We start from the raw sequence: 25,683 nt of genomic DNA on the forward strand, positions 1-25,683 counted from the left end.
CAGACTTCCCGGCACACCCTGTGGACTGCTCTCGCGTTCGTGACGCGTCTTCACCCTACCGGGTGCACCAGGCGTGCCTGGTGATCATCACGATACGCACGAGACGGGCACCCGGCGCGCTCGCCGGGTGCCCGTCACGTCTGCCGCCGCTTTTGGCGGGCCGGCCGGTCAGTCCTCGCTGGGGGCCGCGGGCAGCTTGGTCTGGATGAGGTCCATCACGGAGGAGTCGGCGAGGGTGGTGACGTCGCCGACCGCGCGGTTCTCCGCGACGTCGCGCAGGAGGCGGCGCATGATCTTGCCGGAGCGGGTCTTGGGCAGCTCGGCGACGGGCAGGACCCGCTTGGGCTTGGCGATCGGGCCGAGGACCGTGCCGACGTGGTTGCGCAACTCGGCCACGAGGCCCTCGTCCTCGGCGTCGGCGGTGGAGCGCAGGATGACGAAGGCGACGATGGCCTGGCCGGTCGTGGCGTCGGCGGCGCCGACCACGGCGGCCTCGGCGACGGCCGGGTGGGAGACGAGCGCCGATTCGACCTCGGTGGTCGAGATGTTGTGGCCGGAGACGAGCATCACGTCGTCCACGCGGCCGAGCAGCCAGAGGTCGCCGTCGTCGTCCTTCTTGGCGCCGTCGCCGGCGAAGTAGCGGCCCTCGAAACGCGACCAGTACGTGTCGATGAACCGCTGGTCGTCGCCCCAGATGGTGCGCAGCATGGAGGGCCACGGCTCGGTGAGGACCAGGTAGCCTCCACCGCCGTCGGGTACCTCGCGGGCCTCGTCGTCGACGACGGTCGCCGCGATGCCGGGCAGGGCGCGCTGGGCGGAGCCGGGCTTGGTCTCGGTGACACCGGGCAGCGGCGAGATCATGATGGCGCCGGTCTCGGTCTGCCACCAGGTGTCGACGATCGGACACCGGTCGCCGCCGATGTTCTTGCGGTACCAGACCCACGCCTCGGGGTTGATCGGCTCGCCCACCGAGCCCAGCACGCGCAGGGTGGACAGGTCGAACTTGGCGGGGATGTCGTCGCCCCACTTCATGAACGTACGGATGGCCGTGGGGGCCGTGTAGAGAATCGTGACGCCGTACTTCTGCACGATCTCCCAGAACCGGCCCTGGTGCGGGGTGTCCGGGGTGCCCTCGTAGATGACCTGCGTCGCACCGTTCGAGAGCGGCCCGTAGGTGATGTAGGAGTGCCCGGTGACCCAGCCGATGTCGGCCGTGCACCAGTACACGTCGCTCTCCGGCTTGAGGTCGAAGACCGCGTGGTGCGTGTAGCTGGCCTGGGTGAGGTAGCCGCCGGACGTGTGCAGGATGCCCTTCGGCTTCCCCGTCGTGCCGGAGGTGTAGAGGATGAACAGCGGCTGCTCGGCGTCGAACGCCTGCGGCGTGTGCTCGGCCGACTGACGTCCGACGACGTCGTGCCACCACACGTCACGGCCCTCGGTCCAGGCCACGTCCTGCCCGGTGCGGCGCACGACGAGCACGCTCTCGACACCGGCGACCCGGCCGACGGCCTCGTCGACGGCGGGCTTGAGCGCGGAGGGCTTGCCGCGGCGGTAACCGCCGTCGGAGGTGATGACGACCTTGGCGTCCGCGTCCTCGATCCGCTTGGCGATCGCGTCGGCGGAGAACCCGCCGAAGACCACCGAGTGCGCGGCGCCGATCCGGGCGCAGGCCAGCATCGCGATGACCGCCTCGGGGATCATCGGCAGGTAGACCGCGACCCGGTCGCCCTGCTGGACGCCCAGCTCGGTCAGCGCGTTCGCCGCCCGGCTGACCTCGTCCTTCAGCTCCGCGTAGGTGATCGCCCGGCTGTCGCCCGGCTCGCCCTCGAAGTGGATCGCGACCCGCTCACCGTTCCCCGCCTCGACGTGCCGGTCGACGCAGTTGTAGGCGACGTTCAGCTTCCCGTCGGCGAACCACTTCGCGAACGGCGGGTTCGACCAGTCCAGCGTCTCGGTCGGCTCGGTCTCCCAGCTCAGGCGGCGGGCCTGCTCGGCCCAGAAACCGAGCCGGTCAGCCTTGGCCCGCTCATACGCCTCCGCCGTGACGTTGGCGTGCGCCGCCAGGTCGGCGGGCGGCGCAAAGCGACGCTCCTCCTTCAAGAGGTTGGCCAGGCTTTCGTTGCTCACGACATCTCCCTTACGGTGCTTCGCCGGGCGACCGTTGTGTCCCAAACCACAGCTCATCAGACGCCGGCCCCTGGTGACAAGGGGGGTCGGCGAATTGGTTTAGACCTGTAGACGGCCCCCGGCCGTGAGAGCCGGGAGCCGTACGTGCTCACCCAGGGCACGGGAGAGGGACAGGAAGGGTTCAGCTCCGCGCGCCGCCGGTGACCTCGCCGCCCACCTCGCTCTCGTCGAAGGGGGCCGCGGCGACCTGTCCGAAGACGAGATCGGACTCCTCCAGCAGATACGCCTGCGCCTCGCCCACGTGGAAGTACATGCCGTGCAACTCCAACGTGCCCTGCGCCAGGGCCGCGGCCACCGACCCGTGCGCCCGCAGGTGCTCCAACTGCTGGACGACGTTGGTGAGACCGAGCCGCTCGACCTCGTCGGCGGGCGCCCGCCCGGCGAGCCGCGCCCCTGGCAGCCCCTCGTCGGCCAGCCGCGCCAGGCTCGGCGCGCCGTGCCGCAGCCACCGCTTGAGCGGGGTGAGCGCCCCCGCCCCGGCCGGCGGAGTGCTCAGCAGCGCCTGCATGGCCCCGCATCCGGAGTGCCCGCAGACGGTGATCGACTGCACCTTCAGCACGTCCACGGCGTACTCGATGGCGGCCGCCACCGAGTCGTCGCCGCTCTCGGCGCCGGGCAGCGGGACCAGATTCCCCACGTTCCGCACGACGAAGAGGTCGCCCGGTCCGCTCGACGTGATCATCGACGTGACGAGCCGTGAGTCGGCGCAGGTGAGGAAGAGCTGGGTGGGCTGCTGCCCCTCCGCGGCCAGCCGGGCCAGCTCACCACGGACCAGCGGTGCCGTGGTGCGCTGGAACGCGCTGATCCCGCTGGCCAGCTGGTACGCGCCGCGCGGCGGGGCGGTCTCGGGCGCCGCGGCGGTGGGCCGGTCGCAGTGGTGGTTGCGCCACGGCGTCCAGGGCCGGCAGCAGGAGTGGCTCGCGCGCGCGGGCTCGGCGATCCGCCGCCCCCCGCGCCCGGCCAGCTCCACCTGGCCGCCCTGCGCGGTGTGCGTCTTCTCCCAGTCCTGCAACGCCTCGTACGCGGCATGGTCCATGAATGATCCGTCCAGCTCCACGACGCATTGCGCGCCGTGCGGTACGTGGTGCAGCACCCGGCTGAGCCGCGGCACCGCGAGGAACGTCAACTGCCCGCGCACGCGCACGTGGTGGGCGCCCCGCGCGTCCTCCTCGTGCGTGATACGGGTGCGGGCGAGGCGGTGGAGCGCGACGGCGACGGCCACCGCGACCCCGAGCCCCACGCCTGCGAGGACGCCGAGGACGACGACGCCGAGGGTGGTCACGACGTAGACCAGGACCTCACGGTGGCGGGTGACCGTGCGGATGTGGTGGAGGGAGACCATCTGGATGCCGACGGCCATCACCAGGGCGGCGAGCGAGGCGAGCGGGATCAGCTCCAGGACGGGAACCAGGAGCAGGGTGGCCGCTACTACCCAAACGCCGTGCAGCATCGTGGAGTTCCGGCTGACCGCGCCCGCGTTCACATTCGCCGTCGAGCGGACCGCGACCCCGGCGACGGGCAGGCCGCCGAGCGATCCGGAGACGATGTTCGCGGCGCCCTGGCCCAGCAGCTCCCTGTTCAGGTTCGAGCGGCGCGCCGTGGGCGGCAGGTCGGAGCGGGAGGCGGCCAGCTTGTCGACGGCGACGGCGCCGAGCAGCGACTGCACGCTGCAGACCAGGGTGGTGGTCAGGACGGCGGCGGCGATCCCGAGGACGGGCCCGTCGGGCAGCCCGGCCAGCGCATGGCTGCTCCATGAGGGCAGGTCGACCTTGGGCAGGGTGAGGCCGAACAGCGCGGTCACCACGGTCGCGGAGGTCACCGCGACGAGCGCCGCGGGCACCTTGCGCAGCAGGCGTCCGGCCCGGCCCGGCAGGCGCGGCCAGGAGAAGAGGACGGCGAGGGTGAGGAGGCCGACGCCGTACGCGGCCGGCTGGGCGTGGAGCAACTGGGCGGGCAGCGCCGCCACATTGGCGAGCACCGCGCTCTCGGGGGTGCCGCCGAGGACGATGTGCAGCTGGGCGACGGCGATGGTGACGCCGATGCCGGCGAGCATGCCGTGGACGACGGCGGGGCTGACGGCGAGCGCCGTGCGGGCCACCCGCAGGCAGCCGAGGCCGAGTTGGGCCACGCCGGCGAGGACGGTGATGGCGCAGGTGGTCCGCCAGCCGTACCGCTGGATGAGCTCGGCGGTGACCACGGTCAGTCCGGCCGCGGGGCCGCTGACCTGGAGTGCGGCGCCGCCCAGCAGCCCGGCGAGCAGTCCGCCGACGGCGGCGGCGACGAGCCCCGCTTCGAGGGGGGCGCCGGTGGCCAGGGCGATGCCGAGGGACAGGGGCAGGGCGATGAGGAAGACCGCGATGGAGGCCGACAGGTCGGCTCCCGCGATCCGGAAGCGGCGGGGCGCCGGTGGGGGGCTGTGCGCCGTGCGGGCGGTGGCGGTGGGCTCGTCCGTCCGGTCGGGGTCACTGGGGCGGGTGGGTACGCAGGCTGTCATGGATCCCGTCTCCTGAGGGGTGCAGCGCGGTCGCGGAAAGGGGGGACCCCGAACGGTGGGCGGGGTCGGTTCGCGGCCGTGGTTCACGGCGTGCAGCGGCGGGAGGAATGCAACACTCGGTAAATGGATCGTAATGCAGAGTAAAGCTTGGGGTCGGATAAATGGTGCAAATGGGCTAGAAATCAACTCTATGGAGTTATTCGTCATTTAAGTCGGCTTGTCGTATTAATACGGCGCGATCTTCGTGCGACGTTGACGGGGCCGCCCGCACGTGCGCGGGCGGCCCACGCCACCCGTCTTGCGGGCCGACTCCAGAGAGCAGGTGGGCCACCGATGGCCGCCACCCAGAGGATCGACACCCTGAGGATCACCGCGGCCGTCGCCGCCGCCGCGGCGTGTGCCGCGGCCCTCGCCGGCTGCGCGCACCGCGCCACCCCCGCGGCGCCCGACCCGGGCGCGGGGGGTCCCAAGAAAGCCGCTCCCGCCGCACCCGGCACCGCCGTCCAGCTGATCGGCGACGGCTCGACCGCGTACACCGGCCGGCAGCCGCACCTGCCCACGGCCAAGCGGCTCAGACCCGGACAGAAGCCCCCGCAGTTCGTGGTCTTCTCCTGGGACGGCGCCGGGGAGGACAGCCAGCACCTCTTCTCGCACTTCCGCGAGGTCGCCAAGAAGAACCACGCGACCATGACGTACTTCCTCAGCGGCGTGTACATGCTGCCCGGGGCCAAGAAGGACCTCTACCACCCGCCGCAGCACTCGCCCGGCCGCTCGGACATCGGCTTCAACGACGCCAGGGGAATCAAGGACACCGTCGAGCAACTGCGCGGCGCCTGGCTCGAGGGCAACGAGATCGGCACCCACTTCAACGGCCACTTCTGCGGCGGCGGCGGCGTCGGCGAGTGGTCGGTGGACGAGTGGAAGAGCGAGATCGAGCAGGCCAAGTCCTTCGTCAAGACGTGGAAGACCAACACGGGCACCCACAAGGCGGCGCCGCTGCCCTTCGACTACGACAAGGAACTCGTCGGCGCCCGCACCCCCTGCCTCGAAGGCCAGAAGAACTTCATGCGCGCCGGCCACGACCTCGGCTTCCGCTACGACACCAGCGGCGTCAACAACCAGCTGTGGCCCAAGAAGAAGGAAGGCCTGTGGGACCTGTCCATGCAGCTCGTCCCCTTCCGCGGGCACTCCTACGAGCAGCTCACCATGGACTACAACTTCATGGTCAACCAGTCGGGCACGACGAAGGGCGACCCCTCCCGTCGCGCCTACTGGGGTGACCAGATGCGCGACAGCCTCCTGGCGGGCTTCGAGCGCGCCTACAACGGCAACCGCGCCCCGCTGCTCATCGGCAACCACTTCGAGTCCTGGAACGGCGGCGTCTACATGCGGGCCGTCGAACAGACCGTCGAGACGGTCTGCAACAAGCCCGAGGTCCGCTGCGTCTCCTTCCGGCAGCTCGCCGACTGGCTCGACGCCCAGGACCCGAAGACCCTGGACAAGCTCGCCGGCCTCGAAGTGGGGAAGGCGCCCGAGCACGGCTGGGACGCCCTCCTCACGGACAAGCCGGCCGCTGCCGCTCCGGCGTCCCCAGCGGCCTCGGGGACACCGGCCACCAGGTCGTGAGCCCGGTCAGACAGGCGCGCTGACGCTCTCCTGAAGGACGAAGCCGGGGTCGATCTGCGCCACGAGATCGGCTCCGGTCCTCTCGTTGCCCCAGCTCTGCGCGTTCTTGCGGTGGAAGTGCACCATCTGCCGCGTGTACCGCTCCCAGTCCCGCGCCTCGTACGTCGCGTCGACGGCGTCCTGAAGCGCCAGCAGGGCCGCCTTGTTGTGCTCCTCCAGGAGGTCGAAGCGCGGCGGACGCCCCTTCTCCATGGCGCGCACCCAGTCCGAATGGCCGACGGTGACGAGCAGGTCGTCCCCGATCTCGGAGCGCAGGAAGTCGAGGTCGCTGTCGTCCCGCACCTTGTTCCCCGCCACCCGCAGCGCGACGCCGAAGTCCTGCGCGTACTCCTTGTACTGGCGGTAGACGGAGACGCCCTTGCGCGTCGGCTCGACCACGAGGAAGGTCATGTCGAAGCGGGTGAACATGCCCGAGGCGAAGGAGTCGGAGCCCGCGGTCATGTCGACCACCACGTACTCCCCTCTGCCGTCGACGAGGTGGTTCAGGCAGAGCTCCACCGCTCCGGTCTTGGAGTGGTAGCAGGCGACACCGAGGTCGGCCTCGGTGAAGGGTCCGGTGACCATCAAACGCACGGTGGCGCCGTCGAGTTCCACCGGCCGCGCGCAGGCGTCGTAGACCGGGTTGTTCTCACCGACGCGCAGCAGCCGGGAGCCCTCCCCGGGCGGCGTCGTCTTGATCATCGTGTCGACCGAGGCGATCCGCGGGTTCGAGCCGCGCAGGTACTCCTTGATGAGCGGCAGCCGCGCGCCCATGGCGGGCAGCTCGGCGGAGACCTCCTCGTCGAGCCCGAGCGCGGCTCCGAGGTGCTGGTTGATGTCGGCGTCCACGGCGACGACCGGGGACCCGGTGGTGGCGAGGTGACGGATGAAGAGCGAGGACAGCGTGGTCTTGCCGCTGCCGCCCTTCCCCACGAAAGCGATCTTCATGTTCACGTAGCGTAGTGGTATGACTGCGGGTGGTGGCGAAAGGGCGTGAAGAAGACCACTCCTTCGTGGGGCGCGGTCCCGCGGCCCGTAGGGTCGTACTCATGAGTACGACAGCCGATCCCCTTGCCACGCTCGGCACGCTCCCTGGCGTGAGCGACTCCGTGGACTCCGTGCGCAAGGCCGTGGACCGGGTCTACGGACACCGGGTCATGCGGCGCCGCAGCAACGAGGTCACCTCGGAGGCGGCACTGCGCGGCGCGCGCGGCAGTGCGGCGCTGTCCGGCGCCGACTGGGCGCTGGAAGAGGTGCGCCGGCGCACCGACTTCAGCGGCGCGGACGGCGACGACCAGGCCCCCGCGGTCGGCGCGGCCCTGCGGCTGACCGCCGAGGCGGGCCAGCTCCTGTCCATCTGGCGGCAGTCGCCCCTGCGGGTGCTCGCGCGGCTGCACCTGGTGGCCGCCGCCGACCGGGCGGAGGCGGTGGGGCGTCCGCGCACCGCGGGCGAACCGGTCGACGAGCCGCTGATCGAACTCCCGCTGCCGGACGCCGCCGAGGTGGCGGGCCGGCTGGAGGGGCTCTCGCAGCTGGTCATCGGCGGCACCTCGGCGCCCGCCCTGGTGAGCGCCGCGGTCGTCCATGGCGAACTGCTGGCCCTGCGCCCGTTCGGCTCGCACAACGGCCTGGTCGCCCGGGCCGCCGAGCGCGTCGTCCTGGTGGGCAGCGGCCTCGACCCGAAGTCGATCTGCCCGGCCGAGGTCGGCCACGCGGAGCTGGGGCGGGCCGCGTACGCGGCGGCGCTCGAAGGCTATGTGTCCGGTACGCCGGAGGGGATGGCCGCGTGGATCGCGCACTGCGGCAAGGCCGTGGAACTCGGTGTCCGGGAGTCCACCGCGGTGTGCGAGGCGCTGCAACGCGGCGCCGCATAGGACGCCCGCCGGTGTGAGCCCGTAGTAGGGCCAAAGAAAAGGGGTGCGGCGGTACGAGCACTCGTACCGCCGCCATGCATGAAGCGTCGGGTTACCAAGCGTCCTCGAAAGTTGCCCATCAGGTCGGGACGTTGCCCGTGGCCTGGTGCGGCTGGCCCGTAATCGACGGGTCGACGTCGCGTGGGTGCCCGGCGTTCATGCTTCGGTCCGTGGGGCCTTACTGCGGTTGAAGGTGATCCTCTCGGATGTCCCTGGTCTCGCGGGCCGTTGATTCCTTTGTACTCCTCCCCTCGGGGAAGAGAAAGCCCTGGATCCACTTCTTTACTTTTACGGTCAACTAGGGGCGAATCGGGCGCACCGCGTGCCGCCCTACCGGGAGGCTGCGCGCCCTACTGGGAGCCTGCTGCCGTCCCGCGGCGGCTGGCGTACCAGACCAGGCCCGCGGTGACGGCCGCGGCGCTCACCGCCGCGGCCGCGACAAGGGCCGGGCGGGAGGGGGCGGAGAGGTTCGGCAGCCGCTGCTTGAGCCTGACCGGCCGATGGAAATCCAGGATCGGCCATGCGCGCGCGAGCGCCTCGCGACGCAGCGCCCGGTCGGGATTGACCGCGTGCGGGTGCCCCACGGCGCTCAGCATCGGCAGGTCGGTCGCCGAGTCGCTGTAGGCGTAGCAGCGTGCGAGGTCGTACCCCTCGGACGCGGCCAGCTCCTTGACGGCGTCCGCCTTGGTCGGCCCGTAGGCGTAGTACTCCACCTCACCGGTGAAGCAGCCGTCCTCGCCGACGACCATGCGTGTGGCCACCACCCGGTCCGCGCCGAGCAGGCCGCCGATCGGCTCGACCACCTCGGCGCCCGACGTGGAGACGATGACGACGTCCCGTCCGGCGCCGTGGTGCTCCTCGATGAGCGACGCCGCCTCGTCGTAGATGATCGGGTCGATCAGGTCGTGCAGCGTCTCGGCGACGATCTCCTTCACCTGCTCCACGTTCCAGCCGCGGCACAGGGCCGACAGGTACGCGCGCATCCGCTCCATCTGGTCGTGGTCGGCGCCGCCGGCCAGGAAGACGAACTGCGCGTACGCGGTGCGCAGCACGGCCCTGCGGTTGATCAGCCCGCCTTGGTAGAACGACTTGCTGAAGGTGAGCGTGCTCGACTTAGCGATGACCGTCTTGTCCAGGTCAAAGAAGGCGGCTGTGCGCGGCATGGAGTGGCTCAAGGACTGGATTTCCACGAGTTCGAGCATAGGCGCCCACCATTCGGCGTAAGCTGTGGCGTGTGGGTTTGCTTGAGAAGGCTCTCGGGTACACCATGGAAGTCACGGATCGTTCGCGACCGTGTTTACCCCGATCTGGCTCCTCCCCCCCCGAGTCAGATCGTGGGGACGACCCCCGCTCTCCCCCCCGGCGGGGGTCGTCGCATGTCCGGACCCGTTTTCGGGTCCTTTTTTCATGTCCGCCCGGCCCTCGAGCCGGTGCGCGCCTCGTGTAGTGCCCGGATCCGGCCCTTGGCCCGTGTCGTCACTCTACGTGACCGTTGGGCTGCTCTGTGAAAGTTTTGCGCGGGATCCAGCTTGTCACCGGTATGGGTGATGGGGATATTCACAAGTCTTCTCACGTCCACAGTTATTGACCAAGATCCCCACGATTTCCGGGATCGCTGCACGGTGTTTCCGCACGCGAAGTTCGGACCGGTGTTCATGGCCGGTTCGTTATGGCCGGGCCCTGCCGGGACGGCCGGTATTCGGCGCCCGGGCGCCGGGCCTCGCGGCAGTCGGATCGCCCGCGGGTGCGGGCGGGTGGTGCGGGCGGACGCATGCGGATGTGCGCGACAGGCGTGCGGACGGTGTGGACGCGTGCGGAGGGCGTGCAGGTGCGCGCGCCGAGAAGGGGGACGGATCGTGGTGGAGGCCATGACGGGCGAGGCGTGGCGAGCGCGCCGTGCGCCGCTGATCGTGACGGAGGACGTGGAGCTGCTTGACGACCTCCTGCGGCTGTGCGCCGCGGCGGGCGTACGGCCGGAGGTCGGGCACGGGGCGCCCGGGGGCAGAGGCGGCTGGGAGTCGGCGCCGTTGGTGCTGGTCGGGGACGACGCGGCGGTACGGCTGCGCGGAGCGCCCCGGCGGCGTGGCGTCGTCCTGGTCGGGCGGGATCAGGACGACTCCGGGGTGTGGGAGCGCGCCGTCGGGATCGGCGCCGACCATGTGCTGATGCTGCCCGACGGCGAGCAGTGGCTGATGGACCGGATCGCCGATGTCGCCGAGGGCGCGGGACGCCCCGCGCTGACCGTCGGGCTGATCGGCGGCCGGGGCGGGGCGGGGGCCTCGACGCTGGCCTGCGCGCTGGCGGTGGCCGCCGCGCGCGCCGGCCACCGCACGCTCCTGGTGGACGCCGATCCGCTCGGCGGCGGGCTCGACGTACTGCTCGGCGGCGAGGCGGTGGAGGGCCTGCGCTGGCCCGCGTTTGCTCAGTCGCGGGGGCGTGTCGGCAGTACCGCGCTGGAGGAGTCGCTGCCCCGGCTGCACGATCTGCGGCTGCTGAGCTGGGACCGCGGGGAGTCGGCCCCGGTGCCGCCCGAAGCGGTACGAGCGGTGCTCGCGGCCGGCCGCCGCCGGGGTGGGGTCGTCGTGGTGGACCTGCCACGCCGGGTCGACGCCGCGGCGGTGGAGGTGCTGGCCCAGCTCGACCTCGGGCTGCTCGTGGTGCCACCCGAGCTGCGAGCCGTCGCGGCGGCCCGGCGGGTGGCCGGCGCGGTCGGGATGGTGCTGCGGGACCTGCGCGTGCTCACGGCACCCGCGTCCGGAGCCGGGACGCTCGACGGGGATGAGGTGGCACGGCTGCTGGGGCTGCCGCTCGCGGGTGAGGTCCCGGTGGACGGGCGGGTGCCGGCGGGGCCGGGACGGGGGTGGCTCGGGACGGGTTCGGGGGCGGGGCCTTGCGCGGGGGTCGGTGCGGGGGCTGGGCTCGGGGCGGGTGGGCCGTTGGGGCGGTTCTGCACGGCGTTCTGGGAGCGGATGCCGGTGGGGGTGGAGGAGGGGGGTGGGGCGTGATGAGCGGGGTTGGGTGAGTGGGGCGGGTGGGGTGAGCAGGGCGGGTGCAGTGAGTGGGGCGGGTGGCGTGAGCAGGGCGAGTGCAGTGAGGGGGGCGAGTGGTGTGAGTGGGGTGAGGCGGATGGTTCCGGTGGTGGTGGGAGTGGTGTCCGTGGTGGCGGCGGGAGTTGTGCCGGTGGTGCTGGTGCGGGTGGAGGAGCTGGTTGGGCGATGGCTCGGGTGAGCGGGGTGAGTCGGAAGCTTCCGGCGGCGGTGCTGCTGGCAGTGACGGGAGTTGTGGCGGTGGTGGCGGTGGCGGTGGTGGCTGTGGTGTCGGTGTCGGTGTGGTGGGCGAGGGATGCGGGGGAGTGCGGATGAGTGCGGTGGTGGGGGCGCGGATGCTGGACGGCGTGCGCCAGTGGCTCGCGGAGAACGGGGCGGAGGCGACGCCGGCCCGCGTGGCCGAGGCGTTGCGGGCGCAGGGGCGGATCCTCGGTGACGCCGAGGTGTTGGGGGCGGCGGGGCAGCTGCGCTCCGAGCTGGTGGGTGCGGGGCCGTTGGAGCCGTTGCTCGCGGACGCGTCGGTGACGGACGTCCTGGTGTCGGCGCCGGACCGGGTGTGGGTGGACCGGGGTGGCGGCCTGGAACCGACCACGGTCTCCTTCGAAAGTGCCGCCGCCGTAAGGAGGTTGGCGCAACGCCTCGCGGCGGTGGTGGGGCGGCGCCTCGACGATGCCCGGCCCTGGGTGGACGCGAGACTGCCCGACGGGACGCGGCTGCACGCGGTGCTGCCGCCGATCGCGGTCGGCTGCACCTGCCTGTCGCTGCGCGTCGTGCGGCCCCGCGCCTTCACGCTGGAGGAACTGGTGGCGGCGGGCACGGTGCCACCGGGCGGCGACCGCGTGCTGCGAGCGCTGCTCGACGCGCGGCTGTCTTATCTCATCAGCGGCGGTACGGGCAGCGGCAAGACGACGCTGCTGAGCGCGCTGCTGGGTCTGGCCGGGCCGCAGGAGCGGATCGTACTGGCCGAGGACTCCGCCGAGTTGCGGCCCGACCATCCCCACGTGGTGCGGTTGGAGGCGCGGCCGGCCAACCAGGAGGGGGCCGGCGCGGTCGACCTCGCGGACCTGGTGCGGCAGGCCCTCCGGATGCGGCCCGACCGGCTGGTCGTCGGTGAGGTGCGCGGCGCCGAGGTGGTCTCGCTGCTCGCCGCGCTGAACACCGGGCACGAAGGAGGCAGCGGGACGGTCCACGCCAACGCGGCGGGCGATGTTCCCGTGCGCCTGGAGGCCCTGGGGACGGCGGCCGGACTCGACCGGGCCGCGCTGCACAGCCAGTTGGCCGCCGCGGTGTCGGTGGTGCTCCATCTCGTACGGGACCGGGGCGGGCGCCGTCGGGTCGCGCAGGTCCATGTGCTGGAGCGGGACGCGGCGGGGTGGGTGCGGACGGTGTCGGCGTTGGAGTGGGGCGAGCGTGGGTTCGTACCGGGGGACGGGTGGCCGCGGCTCGCGGGGCTGTTGGGGGTGCGGACGCTGTGAGGAGCGGAGTGGTGACGGGGGCGCTGCTGGGCGTGGTGGGCGTGGTGGCGGTGGTGTGGGCCGCCGCGCGTCGGGAGGCTGAGGTGCGGCGGGCCCGGGTGGTGATGGGCGGCGGGCTCGGCGCTGCGGCGGTGCCGGGATGGCGGGGCGCGGTCGAGCGGTGGTGGGGGTGGGGCCGGGCGCGGCCGGAATGGGGGTGTGCGGTCGCCGGGGCGGTGATCGGGGTGGCCGGGGCGTCGCCGTTGCCGCTTCTGCTCGGGTTGGGCGCGGTTCCCGGGGCGGCGCGGGCGCGGCGGGCCCGGGAGGCGCGCCGGGAGCGGGAGCGGCACGGGGACGCGGTGATCCGGATGTGCGGGCTCATGGCGGGCGAGGTGCGGGCCGGCCGCCAGCCGGGAGAGGCGCTCGCTGTCGCGGCCCGGGAGTCGGACGCGCTTCCCGGGGCGAGAGGTGCGGGGGTGGTGGCCGCGGCGCGGTTCGGTGGCGACGTGGCCGGTGCTCTGCGGGAGGCGGCGCGCCGGCCGGGAGCGGAGGGGCTGCATGGGCTCGCGGCGTGCTGGCGGGTGGCCGTGGACCGGGGTGCCGGGCTGGCGGCCGGGCTCGATCGCCTGGCGGGAGCACTGCGGGCGGAGCGGGACCAGCGGGCCGACCTGCAAGCGCAGTTGGCCGGTCCCTGGTCGACCGCGGTGATGCTCGCGGGGTTGCCGGCACTGGGGCTGTTGCTCGGCTCGGCCATGGGGGCGCAGCCGCTGCGGGTGTTGCTGCACACCGGAGCCGGGGTGGGGTGCCTGGTGGTGGGCGGGGCGTTGGAGGCGGCGGGGTTGTGGTGGGCCGTGCGGATCGTGCGGGGGGCGGAGGGGTGCGGGCGGGGTTCGTGATGTCCGCAGTGGTGACCGGCGTGATGTCCGAGCGCCTCGTGAACAGGGCGCTTCGGAGCGAGGGAGGGAGAGGTGATGGAGGTTTTCCACAGGCTGGGGGTAGTGCTGTGCGTTGCCGTACTGGTGGCGTTGCTGGTGGAGGAGGTCGCGGCGCGGCGGCGGGAACGAGCGGCCCTGCGACGCGTGCGGATCGTACTGGCGGCAGCGGAAGCACGGCCGGAGCGACGGTCGCGGGGAGTGCCGGGCGTGTTTCGGCGATGGGCTCCGGCGGCCGGGGCGATGAGCGCGGGTTATGTGCTCGTGGGTGGTCCGGCGGGCCTGGTGACCGGGGTGATCGCAGGCGCGTTCGTCTGGAAATGGTGGGGTGAGCGGGAGGGGCGGCGGACCGCGGGGGTGGGGGCGTCGTCGGTGCCGGACGCAGGAGAGCGGGCCGAGGCCGAGCGACAACTCCCGCTCGTGGCCGATCTGTTGGCGGCGTGTATCGCGGCGGGTGCCGAACCGGTGGTGGCCGCGCGGGTGGTCGGGGAGTCCGTCGGAGGACCGGTCGGCCGGGCGATGGAGCGGGGCGCCGCGCAGGTTCGGCTCGGTGGCGAACCAGGGGTCGCTTGGAGGGAGTTGAGAGCGATACCCCGGGCCGTGGCACTGGTCCGGCTGCTGGAACGGGCCGGCGAGTCCGGGGCCCCGGCGGCGGCACCCGTGGCGCAGTTCGCCGCGGAGTGCAGAGCCGAGCGGGGGCGGCGGGCGACGGCGGTCGCGCGCCGGGCCGCGGTGATCATCACCGCGCCGGTGGGGCTCTGTTTCCTGCCCGCATTTCTCGTGATCGGGGTGGTGCCGGTGGTGATCGGCCTTGCGGACGGGGTGCTGGGCGGCCGCTGAGGGGACGCCCGCGAGGAGCCCGTACCCGGGCCGCCTCCGTGGGTGAGGGGGGAACGACGTTGATGAGAAGAGGGGTTGAGGTCATGAGGGCAGAGACACAGGAAACACGGGGAACGCGTGGCGGCCGCGGAGTACGGGCGCGCGGGCGGTGGTGGAACCGGGTGCTGCGCTGGGTGCGGGCGGTGCGGTCGGTGCGCCGGGATGCGGGCATGGTCAGCGCCGAGTACGCCGTCGGGCTGATCGCGGCGGTGGGTTTCGCCGGGTTGCTGTACCAGGTGATGACGAGCGGTGGCGTGCAGTCGGCGCTGCAGTCCCTGGTGGCGAAGGCGCTCCATGGATCGTTCTGAGGCGGTGCGCGGATGGCGGCGGGACCGGGGCATGGTGACGGCCGAGGCTGCTGTGGTGCTGCCGGTGCTGGTGGCGTTCACGATGGGCCTGCTCTGGGCGCTCCTCGCGGCGTCGGCGCAGATCCGGTGCGTGGACGCGGCGCGGACCGGGGCCAGGGCGGTGGCCCGGCAGGAGGCACGCGGCCCCGCCGTCGACGCTGCGCGCCAGGCCGCCCCGCGCGGGGCGCGGGTCGAGGTGAGCCGGGAGGGCGACCTGGTCCGGGTGACAGTGCGGGCCCGAGCGGCCGGCCCGGGCCCCCTCGCCGTCGAACTGAGCGCGCAGGCCGTGGCGGTGGCGGAGGACACGGTGAGGGAGACGTGAGCGAAGCTGTGCCGCTGCCGCGGGGTGCGGGTGGTGATGCGCGGGGTGTTGATGTGCGGGGAGGCGCCTGGCGGGGCGGGAGGAGATCCGTGCGGGAAGGGGCTGGCAGGGGCGGGTGGAAGCAGGTGCGAGGAGGCGCTTGGTGGGTCAGGGGGAGGCGCGTGCGGGAAGGCGTGTGGAGGGGCGAATGGAGGGGCTTGCGGGAAAGGCTCCAGGGGTGGTGGTCCGGCCGGGTGGGGTCGGATCGCGGGTCCGCGACCGTGTGGGTCGCCATGGCACTGGCCGCCATCGGGGCGCTCTTCGGAGGCGTGTTGGCGATGGGCCGGGCGGTGGAGGCACGGCACCGGGCGGGCGGCGCGGCCGATCTGGCGGCGCTCGCGGCGGCCGATCACTGGATGGAGGGCCGCGATGACGCGTGTGCCCTGGCCGGGCGGGTGGCGCGGGCACAAGGGGCGAGGATCGTCCGTTGTTCGGTGTACGAGGAGGTCTCGGACGTGACGGCGGCGGCCGGAACAGCGCCGTTCGCCGCGCAGGTCAGAGCCCGGGCGGGGCCGGCGGGGCCGGCGGAACCGAGCGAGGCTCGGTTCACTAGGGGCATCCGCTCCAGACCTGCCGGGCTCCGCTGGGCGCAGCCGCTCCAGCCCGTCGGGCGGGTCGAACGCACTCCTACCTCGGCCCGGTCAGCCCAGCCCCGCCGGGCTCCGCTCGGCGCAGCCGCTCCAACCCGTCGAGCGGGTCGAACCCACTCCTACCTAGGCCCGGTCAGCTCAGCCCCGCCAGGCTCAACCCAGCCCCCGCACTCACCCCGCACCCACCCCAGCCCCACCCGGCGCACCCGCACTCCCCCCACCCCGCGCCCCCGCAAGCAGCGTCGTGAGCAGGCGGACCGCCCCCCGTTTGTGGAGGGGATCGTTGCCGTTGCCGCACTTGGGGGACTGGATGCAGGAGGGGCAGCCGGCCTCGCACTCGCAGGAGGCGATGGCCGCGCGGGTGGCGGTGAGCCACTCCTCGGCGGTGTGGAAGGCGCGTTCGGCGAAGCCCGCCCCGCCGGGGTGGCCGTCGTAGACGAAAACCGTGGGCAACAGCGTGTCCGGGTGGAGGGGGACGGAGACGCCGCCGATGTCCCAGCGGTCACACGTGGCGAAGAGGGGGAGCATGCCGATGGAGGCGTGTTCGGCGGCGTGCAGGGCGCCGCCGAGGATCTCGGGGTTGATGCGGGCCGCGTCGAGCTGGTCCTCGGTGACCGTCCACCACACGGCGCGGGTGCGCAGCGTACGGGGAGGGAGGTCGAGCTTGGTCTCGCCGAGGACCTCGCCGGTGATGAGACGGCGGCGGAGATAGCCGACGACCTGGTTGGTGACCTCGACCGAGCCGTAGCACAACCGGCCCTCGCCCCAGGGGACTTCGACGTCCGTCTCCAGGATGGAGATGGCCGTGGTGTCGCGGGCGGTGGTCGAGTAGGTGGGGTTGCCGGGTTCGACGAGGGCGACGTCGTCGTCGAGGTCGAGGTGCTTCACCACGTACGTGCGGCCCTGGTGGAGATGGACCGCGCCGTCGTGGACGGTGGTGTGTGCGGAGCCGGCGTCGACCGTGCCGAGGAGGCGACCCGTGGCGGCTTCGACGATCTGGACGGGGTTGCCGCCCTCGCCGCGGATGTCGGCCAGGTCGGCGGCGGACTCGCGGCGCGTCCAGTGCCAGGACTTCACCCGGCGGCGCAGCAGCTTCGCCGCTTCGAGCTGGGGGAGGAGCTCTGTCGTCGTCGGGCCGAACAGGGCAAGGTCCGCCTCCGTGAGCGGAAGCTCCGCCGCGGCCGCGCACAGGTGCGGGGCGAGGACGTACGGGTTGTCCGGGTCCAGGACCGTCGACTCGACCGGCTGGTCGAAGAGGGCCTCTGGGTGGTGGACCAGGTAGGTGTCCAGCGGGTCGTCGCGGGCCACGAGGACGGCGAGGGCGCCCTGCCCCGACCGTCCGGCCCGGCCCGCCTGCTGCCACAGGGAGGCGCGGGTGCCCGGGTAGCCGGCGATGACGACGGCGTCGAGGCCGGAGACGTCGATGCCGAGTTCGAGGGCGGTGGTGGCGGCGAGGCCCAGGAGCTCGCCGGAGTGGAGGGCGGCTTCGAGGGCGCGGCGTTCCTCCGCGAGGTAGCCGCCCCGGTAGGCGGCGACGCGGCGGACGAGCGAGCGGTCGATCTCGGCCAGGCGTTCCTGGGCGATGACCGAGATCAGCTCCGCGCCGCGGCGGGAGCGGACGAAGGCGACCGAGCGGACGCCCTGCACGGTCAGGTCGGTGAGCAGGTCCGCGGTCTCGGCGGTGGCGGTGCGCCGCACGGGCGCGCCCTTCTCGCCCCGTATCTCGGTGAGGGGCGGCTCCCACAGGGCGAAGACGAGGTCGCCGCGGGGGGAGGCGTCGTCGGCGACCTCGACGACCGGCAGGCCCGTCAGACGGCCCGCTGAGACCGCGGGATCGGCCGCCGTGGCCGAGGCGAGCAGGAAGACCGGGGAGGAGCCGTAGCGGGCACACAGGCGGCGCAGGCGTCGCAGCACCTGGGCGACGTGGGAGCCGAAGACGCCGCGGTAGGTGTGGCACTCGTCGACGACGACGTACTTGAGGGCTTTCAGGAAGGAGGACCAGCGCGGGTGCGAGGGCAGTATCCCGCGGTGGAGCATGTCGGGGTTGGTGAGGACGTAGTTGGCGTACTGGCGTACCCACTCGCGTTCCTCGAAGGGGGTGTCGCCGTCGTAGACCGCGGGACGGATCGCCGTGCCGAGCGGTTGTGAAAGTTCCTTCACCGATCGGCACTGGTCCGCGGCGAGCGCTTTCGTCGGGGAGAGGTACAGAGCGGTCGCGCCGCGCCCGTTCGGTGCCTCGGCCCCGTCGAGCAGCCGCGACAGGACCGGGACCAGATAGGCGAGGGACTTGCCGGAGGCGGTGCCGGTGGCGACGATCACCGACTCGCCGTCCAGGGCGTGCTCCGCCGCGCGGGCCTGGTGGGCCCAGGGGTCGTCGATCCCGGCCGCCCGCACGGCCGCGATGACCTCGGGACGGATCCGGTCCGGCCAGACTGCATGACGACCCGGTCGAGGGGGCAAGTGCTCCGTATGAGTGATGCGCGCAGCCCTGTCCGGACCCGAGGCGAGCCGCTCCAGAACCGCCCCCGGAGAGGGGCGGGAGGCAGCGGACGACAGGGGTCGGTCGGGTCGGTGTTTCTTGGCCATCGGCACCGAGTGTGTCACCGGCGTGACGGACAATGCCTCCAAGGCGTCGTGCACGCCTGCCGGTAAGTGATTGAATGCCATCGCGGCTGGCGAACCGTCCCGGGGGATCAAGCCGAGGTATCCCCGAGGGGCGACCGCTCGATAGCAAGGTGCTGGAGGATCCGTGGACCTGTCCCTGTCGACCCGTACCGTCGGCGATCGTACGGTCGTCGAGGTCGGTGGCGAAATCGATGTATATACCGCGCCCAAGCTGCGCGAGCAGCTGGTCGAGCTGGTGAACGACGGCAGTTTCCACCTTGTCGTCGACATGGAGGGCGTGGATTTCCTCGACTCCACCGGGCTCGGCGTGCTGGTCGGCGGCCTGAAGCGGGTGCGGGCCCATGAGGGCTCGCTGCGCCTGGTCTGCAACCAGGAGCGCATTCTCAAGATCTTCAGGATCACGGGCCTGACCAAGGTGTTCCCCATTCACACCTCGGTCGAGGAAGCCGTGGCGGCGACCGACTGACTCGTCAGTCGGTCAGGCCGGTCCGGTGGATCAGCTTGATGGCGGGGATCGGGCCTGGCCGGCCCGGTCCCCGAAAGCACGCCCGTACGACCGAGGGGGATGCATGGCCACCGTCGAACTCCGCTTCAGCCCTCTGCCCGAGCACGTCAGGACCGCTCGGCTCGTGGCGGCCGCCGTGGCGCGCCGGGCCGGGGTGGACGAGGCGGTCCTCGACGAGGTCAGGCTGGCCGTCGGTGAGGCGTGCACGCGCGCGGTCGGGCTGCACCAGAGCAGCTCCATCCAGGCGCCGGTGCGGGTGGCGTTGATCGAGGAGGAGAAGCAGTTCTCCATCGAGGTCGGTGACGAGGCTCCCCGTACGGTGGCCGATCCCGGCGCACCCGGTGCCCATGGCGCCGAGGAGCTGGAGGCGGAGGGCGAGGACGAGATGGGTCTCGCCGTCATCAGCGGCCTCGTCGACGATGTCGAGGTCACCGCGGACGAGTCCGGAGGTCTCCTTCGGATGACATGGCCGACCGCGCCGTTGACGCTGCCGCAGCCACCGCTGCCGTAGCTCCCGGGCGCGACTGGCGGACCGCGGCCGGCCCAGTTCGCGGCCGCGCTGACCGCGCCCCGCCCGCTGCGGCCTTCCGACCTTTCCGAGCCGTTTTTTTCGACGAGGTCCCGTTCGCCCACGTGGTGAACCGGGCCTCTTCTGCGTTCCCCGGGGTTTGTGGGACGTATTTCGTGTGCACCTGTCTCGACCTGCGTGAACGCCTCCGCATTTCTTGATCGGTGATCTCCGTTAATGCCCTGAGGGTGTTATCCATTTGTCCTCCGGACCGGCCCCTTTGGTGTCCGGCGATCATTTGTCGGGTAGCAAGAAGAAGAACATCAACGTTTGCCCGCGCACTGTTTTGATCAGGTTCCGCTCCCTACAATCCGTCCACATCTTGAGCTCAGCCCAAGCGTCAAGGAGGACGAATGGCGGAGCCTTCTACCTTCGCAGCCGCAGTCCTGACGGACGGCAACCGTCTGATCGTGATCATCATCGCCGTCGTCGCGCTCGCGGCGCTCGCCGTCGCCGCAGTCCTGGTGCGCCAGGTGCTCGCGGCCGGCGAGGGAACGGATTCCATGAAGAAGATCGCGGCCGCGGTCCAGGAAGGCGCGAAAGCCTATCTGGACCGGCAGCTGCGCACCCTCGGCATTTTCGCCGTCGTGGTGTTCTTCCTGCTCATGCTGCTTCCGGCGGACGACTGGAATCAGCGCGCGGGGCGGTCGATCTTCTTCTTGATCGGCGCCCTCTTCTCGGCGGTCACCGGCTATATCGGAATGTGGCTCGCGGTGCGCAGCAATGTGCGCGTCGCCGCCGCGGCCCGGGAAGCGACCCCCACGGAAGGCGAGCCGGAAAAGGATCTCACCGCCGTCTCGCACAAAGCCATGAAGATCGCTTTCCGTACGGGCGGCGTCGTCGGCATGTTCACGGTGGGGCTCGGACTGCTCGGCGCCTCGTGTGTCGTGCTCGTCTACGCGGCCGACGCGCCCAAGGTGCTCGAAGGATTCGGGCTCGGCGCCGCGCTGATCGCGATGTTCATGAGGGTCGGCGGCGGCATCTTCACCAAGGCGGCCGACGTCGGGGCCGACCTGGTCGGCAAGGTCGAGCAGGGCATCCCGGAGGACGACCCGCGCAACGCCGCGACGATCGCCGACAACGTGGGCGACAACGTCGGGGACTGCGCCGGCATGGCCGCCGACCTCTTCGAGTCCTACGCCGTCACACTGGTGGCCGCGCTGATCCTCGGCAAGGCGGCGTTCGGCGACGCCGGTCTCGCCTTCCCGCTGATCGTCCCCGCCATCGGGGTCGTCACGGCGATGATCGGCATCTTCGCCGTCGCGCCGCGCCGGGCCGACCGCAGCGGGATGAGCGCCATCAACCGCGGGTTCTTCATCTCGGCGGTGATCTCGCTCGTCCTCGTGGCGGCGGCGGTCTTCGTCTACCTCCCCGGCAGCTACGCCGACCTGGACGGGGTCACCGACGCGGCGATCCGCGCCAAGGGCGGCGACCCGCGCGTCCTCGCCGTCATCGCGGTCGCGATCGGCATCGTGCTCGCCGCGCTGATCCAGCAGCTCACCGGGTACTTCACCGAGACGACCCGGCGCCCGGTCAGGGACATCGGCAAGACGTCGCTGACCGGACCGGCGACCGTCGTGCTCGCGGGCATCTCCCTCGGCCTCGAATCGGCGGTCTACACGGCCGTGCTGATCGGGCTCGGCGTCTACGGGGCGTTCCTGCTCGGCGGCACCTCGATCATGCTCGCGCTCTTCGCGGTGGCGCTGGCGGGCACCGGACTGCTCACCACCGTCGGCGTCATCGTCGCGATGGACACCTTCGGCCCGGTCTCCGACAACGCGCAGGGCATCGCCGAGATGTCCGGCGACGTCCAGGGCTCGGGCGCGCAGGTCCTCACCGACCTGGACGCCGTCGGCAACACCACCAAGGCCATCACCAAGGGCATCGCCATCGCCACGGCCGTCCTCGCGGCGGCGGCGCTGTTCGGCTCGTACCGGGACGCGATCCTCACCGCCGCCCATGACGTGGGGGAGAAGGTCGGCGACGGCGGGCCGATGAACCTCGTGATGGACATCTCCCAGCCCAACAACCTGGTGGGGCTCATCGGCGGCGCCGCGGTCGTCTTCCTCTTCTCCGGGCTCGCCATCAACGCCGTGTCCCGGTCGGCGGGGGCGGTCGTCTACGAGGTGCGCCGGCAGTTCCGCGAGCACCCCGGGATCATGGACTACACGGAAGAACCGGAGTACGGGCGCGTCGTCGACATCTGCACCAAGGACGCGCTGCGGGAACTCGCCACGCCCGGGCTGCTCGCCGTCATGGCGCCCATCGCGGTCGGTTTCACGCTCGGCGTCGGCGCGCTCGGCGCCTACCTCGCCGGCGCCATCGGCACGGGGACGCTGATGGCGGTCTTCCTCGCCAACTCCGGCGGCGCCTGGGACAACGCGAAGAAACTCGTCGAGGACGGCCACCACGGCGGCAAGGGCAGTGAGGCCCATGCGGCGACCGTGATCGGCGACACGGTCGGGGACCCCTTCAAGGACACCGCGGGACCCGCCATCAACCCGCTGCTGAAGGTGATGAACCTGGTCGCGCTGCTCATCGCGCCCGCGGTGGTCAAGTTCAGCTACGGGGACGACGCGAGCGTGCCCGTACGGGTCGTGGTCGCCGTCATCTCGCTCGCCGTCATCATCGGCGCCGTCTACGTCTCCAAACGGCGTGGGATCGCGGTCAGCGACGACGACGGCGACAGCGGCCCGGGCGCCGGGCGGGTGCCGAAGCCGGCCGACCCGGCGGTGGCACCCTCCCGTACGTAGCGGCGTACGCCCACGGCGAACCGGCGTCTCAACAGGCGGTCCCAACAGGCGGGCGGACAGCGGCTCCTGACGCGCTGTCTGCCCGCTGCCGTGTCCGCACCCCGCGCCACCTGCGTCTTCGTTCCGTCTCCCGCGCCGGCGGGCCTCTCTTCCGTGAGCCTTCTCTCCCTTGGTGCAAATGGCTGCTAAAGGTGAACAAAGCGGTCGTATGGGATGGCTGACGTGCGATGGTCGTGTGCCCGGCGTGTAAGTTCCGGGGCCGAGAGCCATGGAAGGGACCGATCCGGTGAACAAGAAGCTTGCTGCCGCACTGTCCGGCGGTGCGGTACTGGTAATGGCCTTGTCGGGCTGCGGCGACGACGGCAACGACAAGCTCGACTCCTGGGCCAAGCAGGTCTGCGACAAGGTCCAGCCGCAGGCGAAGAAGATCGAGTCGGCCAACGCCGCGATCCAGAAGGAGACGTCGGACAACAGCGCGCCGGCCGACGTCAAGAAGACGGACTCGAAGGCGTTCCAGGACATGTCCGACGCCTACAAGGCGATCGGGGACGCCGTCGACAAGGCGGGCGCCCCGAACGTCGACGGCGGCGAGAAGAAGCAGCAGGACGCCGTCAAGGAACTGGACAAGATCTCGACGTCCTACGCCGACCTGCGCAAGCAGGTCGACAAGCTGGACACCGGCGACCAGGCGAAGTTCGCCGAGGGCCTCAAGAGCATCGCGGGCGAGCTGGACAAGCTGAGCCAGAGCGGCAGCGACGCCCTGAAGAACCTGGAAGAGGGCGACGTCGGCAAGGCGATGGCCAAGCAGGAGAGCTGCAAGAGGGCGTCCGCCACGCCGTCGGCCTCGTAGCCCGGCCCCTGCTGTCACGTGCCCCCGGGGGCGGTGCCGCCGTGCGCCGTGCCCGGGGGTTCCGGCTGTCCGGGGTCGCTTCGCGCCGGCCCGCCGGGAACGCGGCAGGGAAACGCGGCCCGGGACGCCCGAGGTGCCGGGTGGCGCTCCCAGCGACGCGGGGCGCACCTCCGGGACGGCGCGGGCCGGGTCACAATGGGCGGTGTGAGTTCACCCGTTGCCGCCCCGCTGCCCGCCGCCGACCGTCCGGACACCGCCCGCGCCCTGCGCGACGCCCTCCTCGAAGCCGAGTTCACCGCCGACGGGCTGCTCGACCTGCTCGGGGCGCCCGCCTACGCCGCGCTCGCCCGCAGCGAGACCGTGCCCGCCCTGCGCGCCACCCGGGGCGACACGCCCCTGGAAACACTCGTCCGGCTCTTCCTGCTGCAACAGCCCGTGCCGCGCGAGCACGCCACCGCGGTGCTGCCCCTCGCCGCCTGCCTGGAGGACGGCTGGCTGCGGGAGACCGGAGGCGACGAGGTGGCCGCGGCCGTCGACGTACGCCCCTACGGCGGACCGGACGGCGAGGACTGGTTCATCGTCTCCGACCTCGGCTGCGCGGTCGGCGGCGCCGGTGGCATCGGCAGCCACGCGCAGGGCGTCGTGCTCGGCGTCGGCGGCGCCTCCACGACGCTCGCCGGCATCACCGTGCGCACCCCCGTCGCCTCGGCGCTGGACCTCGGCACCGGCTCCGGCATCCAGGCCCTGCACGCCGCGCGGCACGCCACCCGCGTCACGGCGACCGACCTCAACCCCCGTGCCCTGCACATCACCGCGCTCACCCTCGCGCTGTCCGGTGTGCCCGCCGCCGACCTGTGCGAGGGCTCCCTGTACGAGCCGGTGGGCGAGGCCACGTACGACCTGATCGTGTCGAACCCGCCGTTCGTCATCTCGCCCGGCGCGCGGCTGACCTACCGCGACGGCGGGATGGGCGGGGACGATCTGTGCCGCTCGCTCGTGCAGGGAGCGGGGGAGCATCTGAACGAGGGGGGATACGCCCAGTTCCTCGCCAACTGGCAGCACGTGGAGGGCGAGGAGTGGACCGAGCGGCTGCGCTCGTGGGTGCCGCGTGGCTGCGACGCCTGGATCGTGCAGCGCGAGGTGCAGGACATCACGCAGTACGCCGAGCTGTGGCTGCGCGACGCCGGTGACCACCGCACCGACCCGGCGCAGTACGCGGCCCGGTACGACGCGTGGCTCGACGAGTTCGAGGCGCGCCGGGTGACCGCTGTCGGCTTCGGGTGGATCACGCTCCGCAAGAGCGCCGCCGCGGAGCCCTCGATCGTCGTGGAGGAGTGGCCGCACCCGGTCGAGCAGCCGCTCGGCGAGACGGTCCGGGCGCACTTCGAGCGGGTCGACTGGCTCCGCACGCACGACGACGCCGCGCTCCTGGAAGCCTCGTTCACGCTCGCCGGCGAGGTCGTGCAGGAGCAGGTCGGGCTGCCGGGGGCCGAGGACCCCGAGCACGTCGTGCTCCGCCAGGGGCGCGGCATGCGCCGGGCGACGAAGGTGGACACGATCGGCGCCGGGTTCGCGGGCGTGTGCGACGGGTCGCTGAGTGCCGGACGCATCCTGGACGCCATCGCGCAACTGGTCGGCGAGGAGCAGGTGTTGCTGCGCGACCGCACGCCGGCTCAGATCCGCACCCTGATCGAGCAGGGCTTCATCACCCCCGCCGGGCACGGCGGCTAGCTCCTCTTCGCCTGCCGCTGCCCGGGAGTTCACCCGGGGTTCCCCCGCCCGTGCCAGCGTCCGGCCAGGGCGGCGCGCGCCGCCCGAAGGCGGGAGGCAAGGCGATGGAGAGTGCACCTGCGGTCTTCGCGGGCACGGTGTTCGCGTTGTTCGGCGCGGGGCTCGTGGTGTGGACGGGGGCGCGCACGGCGCACCGCGAGCCGGTGGCGCACGGGGCGCGCCCGGTGGCGTCGGCGGTGGCCGCCGGGGTGGCGGGTCTCGTCTGCCTGGCGCTGGGAGCGTGGTGTTTCGGCCAGATGTGACATGGCGTCAGCGCGGCGCCCGGACACGGCGACGCCCGCCTCCGGATCGGGTCCGGGGGCGGGCGTCGGCGCGTCGCGACGTCAGCGCAGGGGGCGGCCCTGGGCGTCCGTGCGGTCGTTGCTGGTGAGGAAGATGATGCCGTCGATGAAGCCCCACAGGCCACCCGCGCCACAGGTCACGATGGAGACGACGAGCTGCCAGACACCGGTCTTGGTGTCGCCCACGTAGAAGCGACCGACGCCGAACGAGCCGAGGAAGATGCCGAGCAGGCCGGCGACCAGCTTCTGCTTGTCGGAGTACGGGCGGCCCTGCGGGTCGACGCCGAACGGGGCCTCGGGCGTGGCGCCGGGGAAGGGCTGGGACATGGGAGTTGCTCCTAGGGACGGAAAAATGGCGCGACGGAGCGCGCCGGTGAGCGGAAGAAGCCGAGAGCGACGCACCGGTGGGGACACGGCGTGGCCTCGGGAGAACGAAGCGTA

At 72.2% G+C, this 25,683-nt stretch carries 20 protein-coding genes and 1 pseudogene; 15 read left to right on the forward strand and 6 right to left on the reverse strand.

What is annotated here, in order from left to right; all coding sequences use genetic code 11:
• Positions 1–168: 168 nt before the first annotated feature.
• Both acs and ABZY33_RS01865 read right to left on the reverse strand, forming a co-directional pair.
• Positions 169–2,184 (reverse strand): acetate--CoA ligase, encoded by a 2,016-nt coding sequence (gene acs / locus ABZY33_RS01860; RefSeq protein ID WP_356489461.1) that lies wholly within the window; start codon positions 2,182–2,184, stop codon positions 169–171.
• A 124-nt stretch (positions 2,185–2,308) separates the two neighbouring features.
• Positions 2,309–4,681, reverse strand: coding sequence for a SulP family inorganic anion transporter (locus tag ABZY33_RS01865; protein WP_356489462.1), 2,373 nt, complete (start codon positions 4,679–4,681; stop codon positions 2,309–2,311).
• Positions 4,682–5,014: 333 nt separating this feature from the next.
• On the opposite strand from ABZY33_RS01865, the gene ABZY33_RS01870 reads away from it, so the two are divergent.
• Positions 5,015–6,307: a hypothetical protein gene (locus ABZY33_RS01870; RefSeq protein WP_356489463.1), complete on the forward strand. Its 1,293-nt coding sequence runs from the start codon at positions 5,015–5,017 to the stop codon at positions 6,305–6,307.
• 6 nt (positions 6,308–6,313) lie between these two features.
• Here the strand turns inward: ABZY33_RS01870 and ABZY33_RS01875 are convergent, their stop codons facing one another.
• Positions 6,314–7,294 carry an ATP-binding protein gene (locus ABZY33_RS01875; RefSeq protein ID WP_356489464.1) on the reverse strand — a complete coding sequence of 327 codons (981 nt, stop codon included), beginning with the start codon at positions 7,292–7,294 and terminating at the stop codon, positions 6,314–6,316.
• 101 nt (positions 7,295–7,395) lie between these two features.
• On the opposite strand from ABZY33_RS01875, the gene ABZY33_RS01880 reads away from it, so the two are divergent.
• Entirely contained in the window at positions 7,396–8,220 is an 825-nt protein-coding gene (locus ABZY33_RS01880; RefSeq protein WP_356489465.1) for an oxidoreductase, read from the forward strand.
• Between the two features lie 389 nt (positions 8,221–8,609).
• Here ABZY33_RS01880 and ABZY33_RS01885 read toward each other — a convergent pair whose 3' ends face one another.
• The gene (locus tag ABZY33_RS01885; RefSeq protein ID WP_356489466.1) at positions 8,610–9,461 is read right to left on the reverse strand and encodes an HAD-IB family hydrolase; all 852 of its coding nucleotides are present in this window, start codon (positions 9,459–9,461) and stop codon (positions 8,610–8,612) included.
• A gap of 666 nt (positions 9,462–10,127) precedes the next feature.
• On the opposite strand from ABZY33_RS01885, the gene ssd reads away from it, so the two are divergent.
• The 7 genes and pseudogenes from ssd to ABZY33_RS01920 form a co-directional block, all read left to right on the forward strand.
• Positions 10,128–11,264: a septum site-determining protein Ssd gene (gene ssd / locus ABZY33_RS01890; protein WP_356489569.1), complete on the forward strand. Its 1,137-nt coding sequence runs from the start codon at positions 10,128–10,130 to the stop codon at positions 11,262–11,264.
• A 353-nt stretch (positions 11,265–11,617) separates the two neighbouring features.
• On the forward strand, positions 11,618–12,781 hold the full coding sequence (locus tag ABZY33_RS01895) for a TadA family conjugal transfer-associated ATPase (RefSeq protein WP_356489467.1): 1,164 nt from the start codon (positions 11,618–11,620) through the stop codon (positions 12,779–12,781).
• 26 nt (positions 12,782–12,807) lie between these two features.
• The gene (locus ABZY33_RS01900) at positions 12,808–13,656 is read left to right on the forward strand and encodes a type II secretion system F family protein (RefSeq protein ID WP_356489570.1); all 849 of its coding nucleotides are present in this window, start codon (positions 12,808–12,810) and stop codon (positions 13,654–13,656) included.
• Between the two features lie 75 nt (positions 13,657–13,731).
• Positions 13,732–14,532, forward strand: a complete 801-nt coding sequence (locus ABZY33_RS01905; protein ID WP_356489468.1) for a type II secretion system F family protein — start codon at positions 13,732–13,734, stop codon at positions 14,530–14,532.
• An 83-nt stretch (positions 14,533–14,615) separates the two neighbouring features.
• The gene (locus ABZY33_RS01910; protein ID WP_356489469.1) at positions 14,616–14,879 is read left to right on the forward strand and encodes a DUF4244 domain-containing protein; all 264 of its coding nucleotides are present in this window, start codon (positions 14,616–14,618) and stop codon (positions 14,877–14,879) included.
• Positions 14,866–15,240 (forward strand): TadE family type IV pilus minor pilin, encoded by a 375-nt coding sequence (locus ABZY33_RS01915; RefSeq protein WP_356489470.1) that lies wholly within the window; start codon positions 14,866–14,868, stop codon positions 15,238–15,240. The genes ABZY33_RS01910 and ABZY33_RS01915 overlap by 14 nt, the downstream gene beginning before the upstream one ends.
• A gap of 197 nt (positions 15,241–15,437) precedes the next feature.
• Positions 15,438–15,806, forward strand: a pseudogene (locus ABZY33_RS01920) (Rv3654c family TadE-like protein); the annotation flags it as partial.
• Between the two features lie 234 nt (positions 15,807–16,040).
• On the opposite strand, the gene ABZY33_RS01925 reads toward ABZY33_RS01920, so the two are convergent.
• Complete coding sequence (locus tag ABZY33_RS01925; RefSeq protein WP_356489471.1) at positions 16,041–18,536, reverse strand: DEAD/DEAH box helicase; 2,496 nt, start codon at positions 18,534–18,536, stop codon at positions 16,041–16,043.
• Positions 18,537–18,618: 82 nt separating this feature from the next.
• Here ABZY33_RS01925 and bldG point away from each other — a divergent pair, with 82 nt between their 5' ends.
• From bldG to ABZY33_RS01955, 6 genes are all read left to right on the forward strand, one after another.
• A complete protein-coding gene (gene bldG / locus ABZY33_RS01930; RefSeq protein ID WP_003975386.1) occupies positions 18,619–18,960 on the forward strand; it encodes an anti-sigma factor antagonist BldG in 342 nt (113 codons plus the stop codon).
• Between the two features lie 103 nt (positions 18,961–19,063).
• The gene (locus tag ABZY33_RS01935; protein ID WP_356489472.1) at positions 19,064–19,510 is read left to right on the forward strand and encodes an ATP-binding protein; all 447 of its coding nucleotides are present in this window, start codon (positions 19,064–19,066) and stop codon (positions 19,508–19,510) included.
• Between the two features lie 410 nt (positions 19,511–19,920).
• Positions 19,921–22,320 (forward strand): sodium-translocating pyrophosphatase, encoded by a 2,400-nt coding sequence (locus ABZY33_RS01940; protein WP_356489473.1) that lies wholly within the window; start codon positions 19,921–19,923, stop codon positions 22,318–22,320.
• A 268-nt stretch (positions 22,321–22,588) separates the two neighbouring features.
• Complete coding sequence (locus tag ABZY33_RS01945) at positions 22,589–23,170, forward strand: small secreted protein (protein ID WP_356489474.1); 582 nt, start codon at positions 22,589–22,591, stop codon at positions 23,168–23,170.
• Positions 23,171–23,365: 195 nt separating this feature from the next.
• Positions 23,366–24,901, forward strand: a complete 1,536-nt coding sequence (locus tag ABZY33_RS01950; protein WP_356489475.1) for a methyltransferase — start codon at positions 23,366–23,368, stop codon at positions 24,899–24,901.
• 104 nt (positions 24,902–25,005) lie between these two features.
• Positions 25,006–25,203: a hypothetical protein gene (locus tag ABZY33_RS01955; RefSeq protein ID WP_356489476.1), complete on the forward strand. Its 198-nt coding sequence runs from the start codon at positions 25,006–25,008 to the stop codon at positions 25,201–25,203.
• Between the two features lie 81 nt (positions 25,204–25,284).
• Here the strand turns inward: ABZY33_RS01955 and ABZY33_RS01960 are convergent, their stop codons facing one another.
• Positions 25,285–25,569 carry a TM2 domain-containing protein gene (locus ABZY33_RS01960; RefSeq protein WP_356489477.1) on the reverse strand — a complete coding sequence of 95 codons (285 nt, stop codon included), beginning with the start codon at positions 25,567–25,569 and terminating at the stop codon, positions 25,285–25,287.
• Between the last annotated feature and the right edge of the window lie 114 nt (positions 25,570–25,683).

This window comes from Streptomyces sp. NPDC006552, assembly GCF_040611655.1.
Taxonomy (GTDB): Bacteria; Actinomycetota; Actinomycetes; order Streptomycetales; family Streptomycetaceae; genus Streptomyces.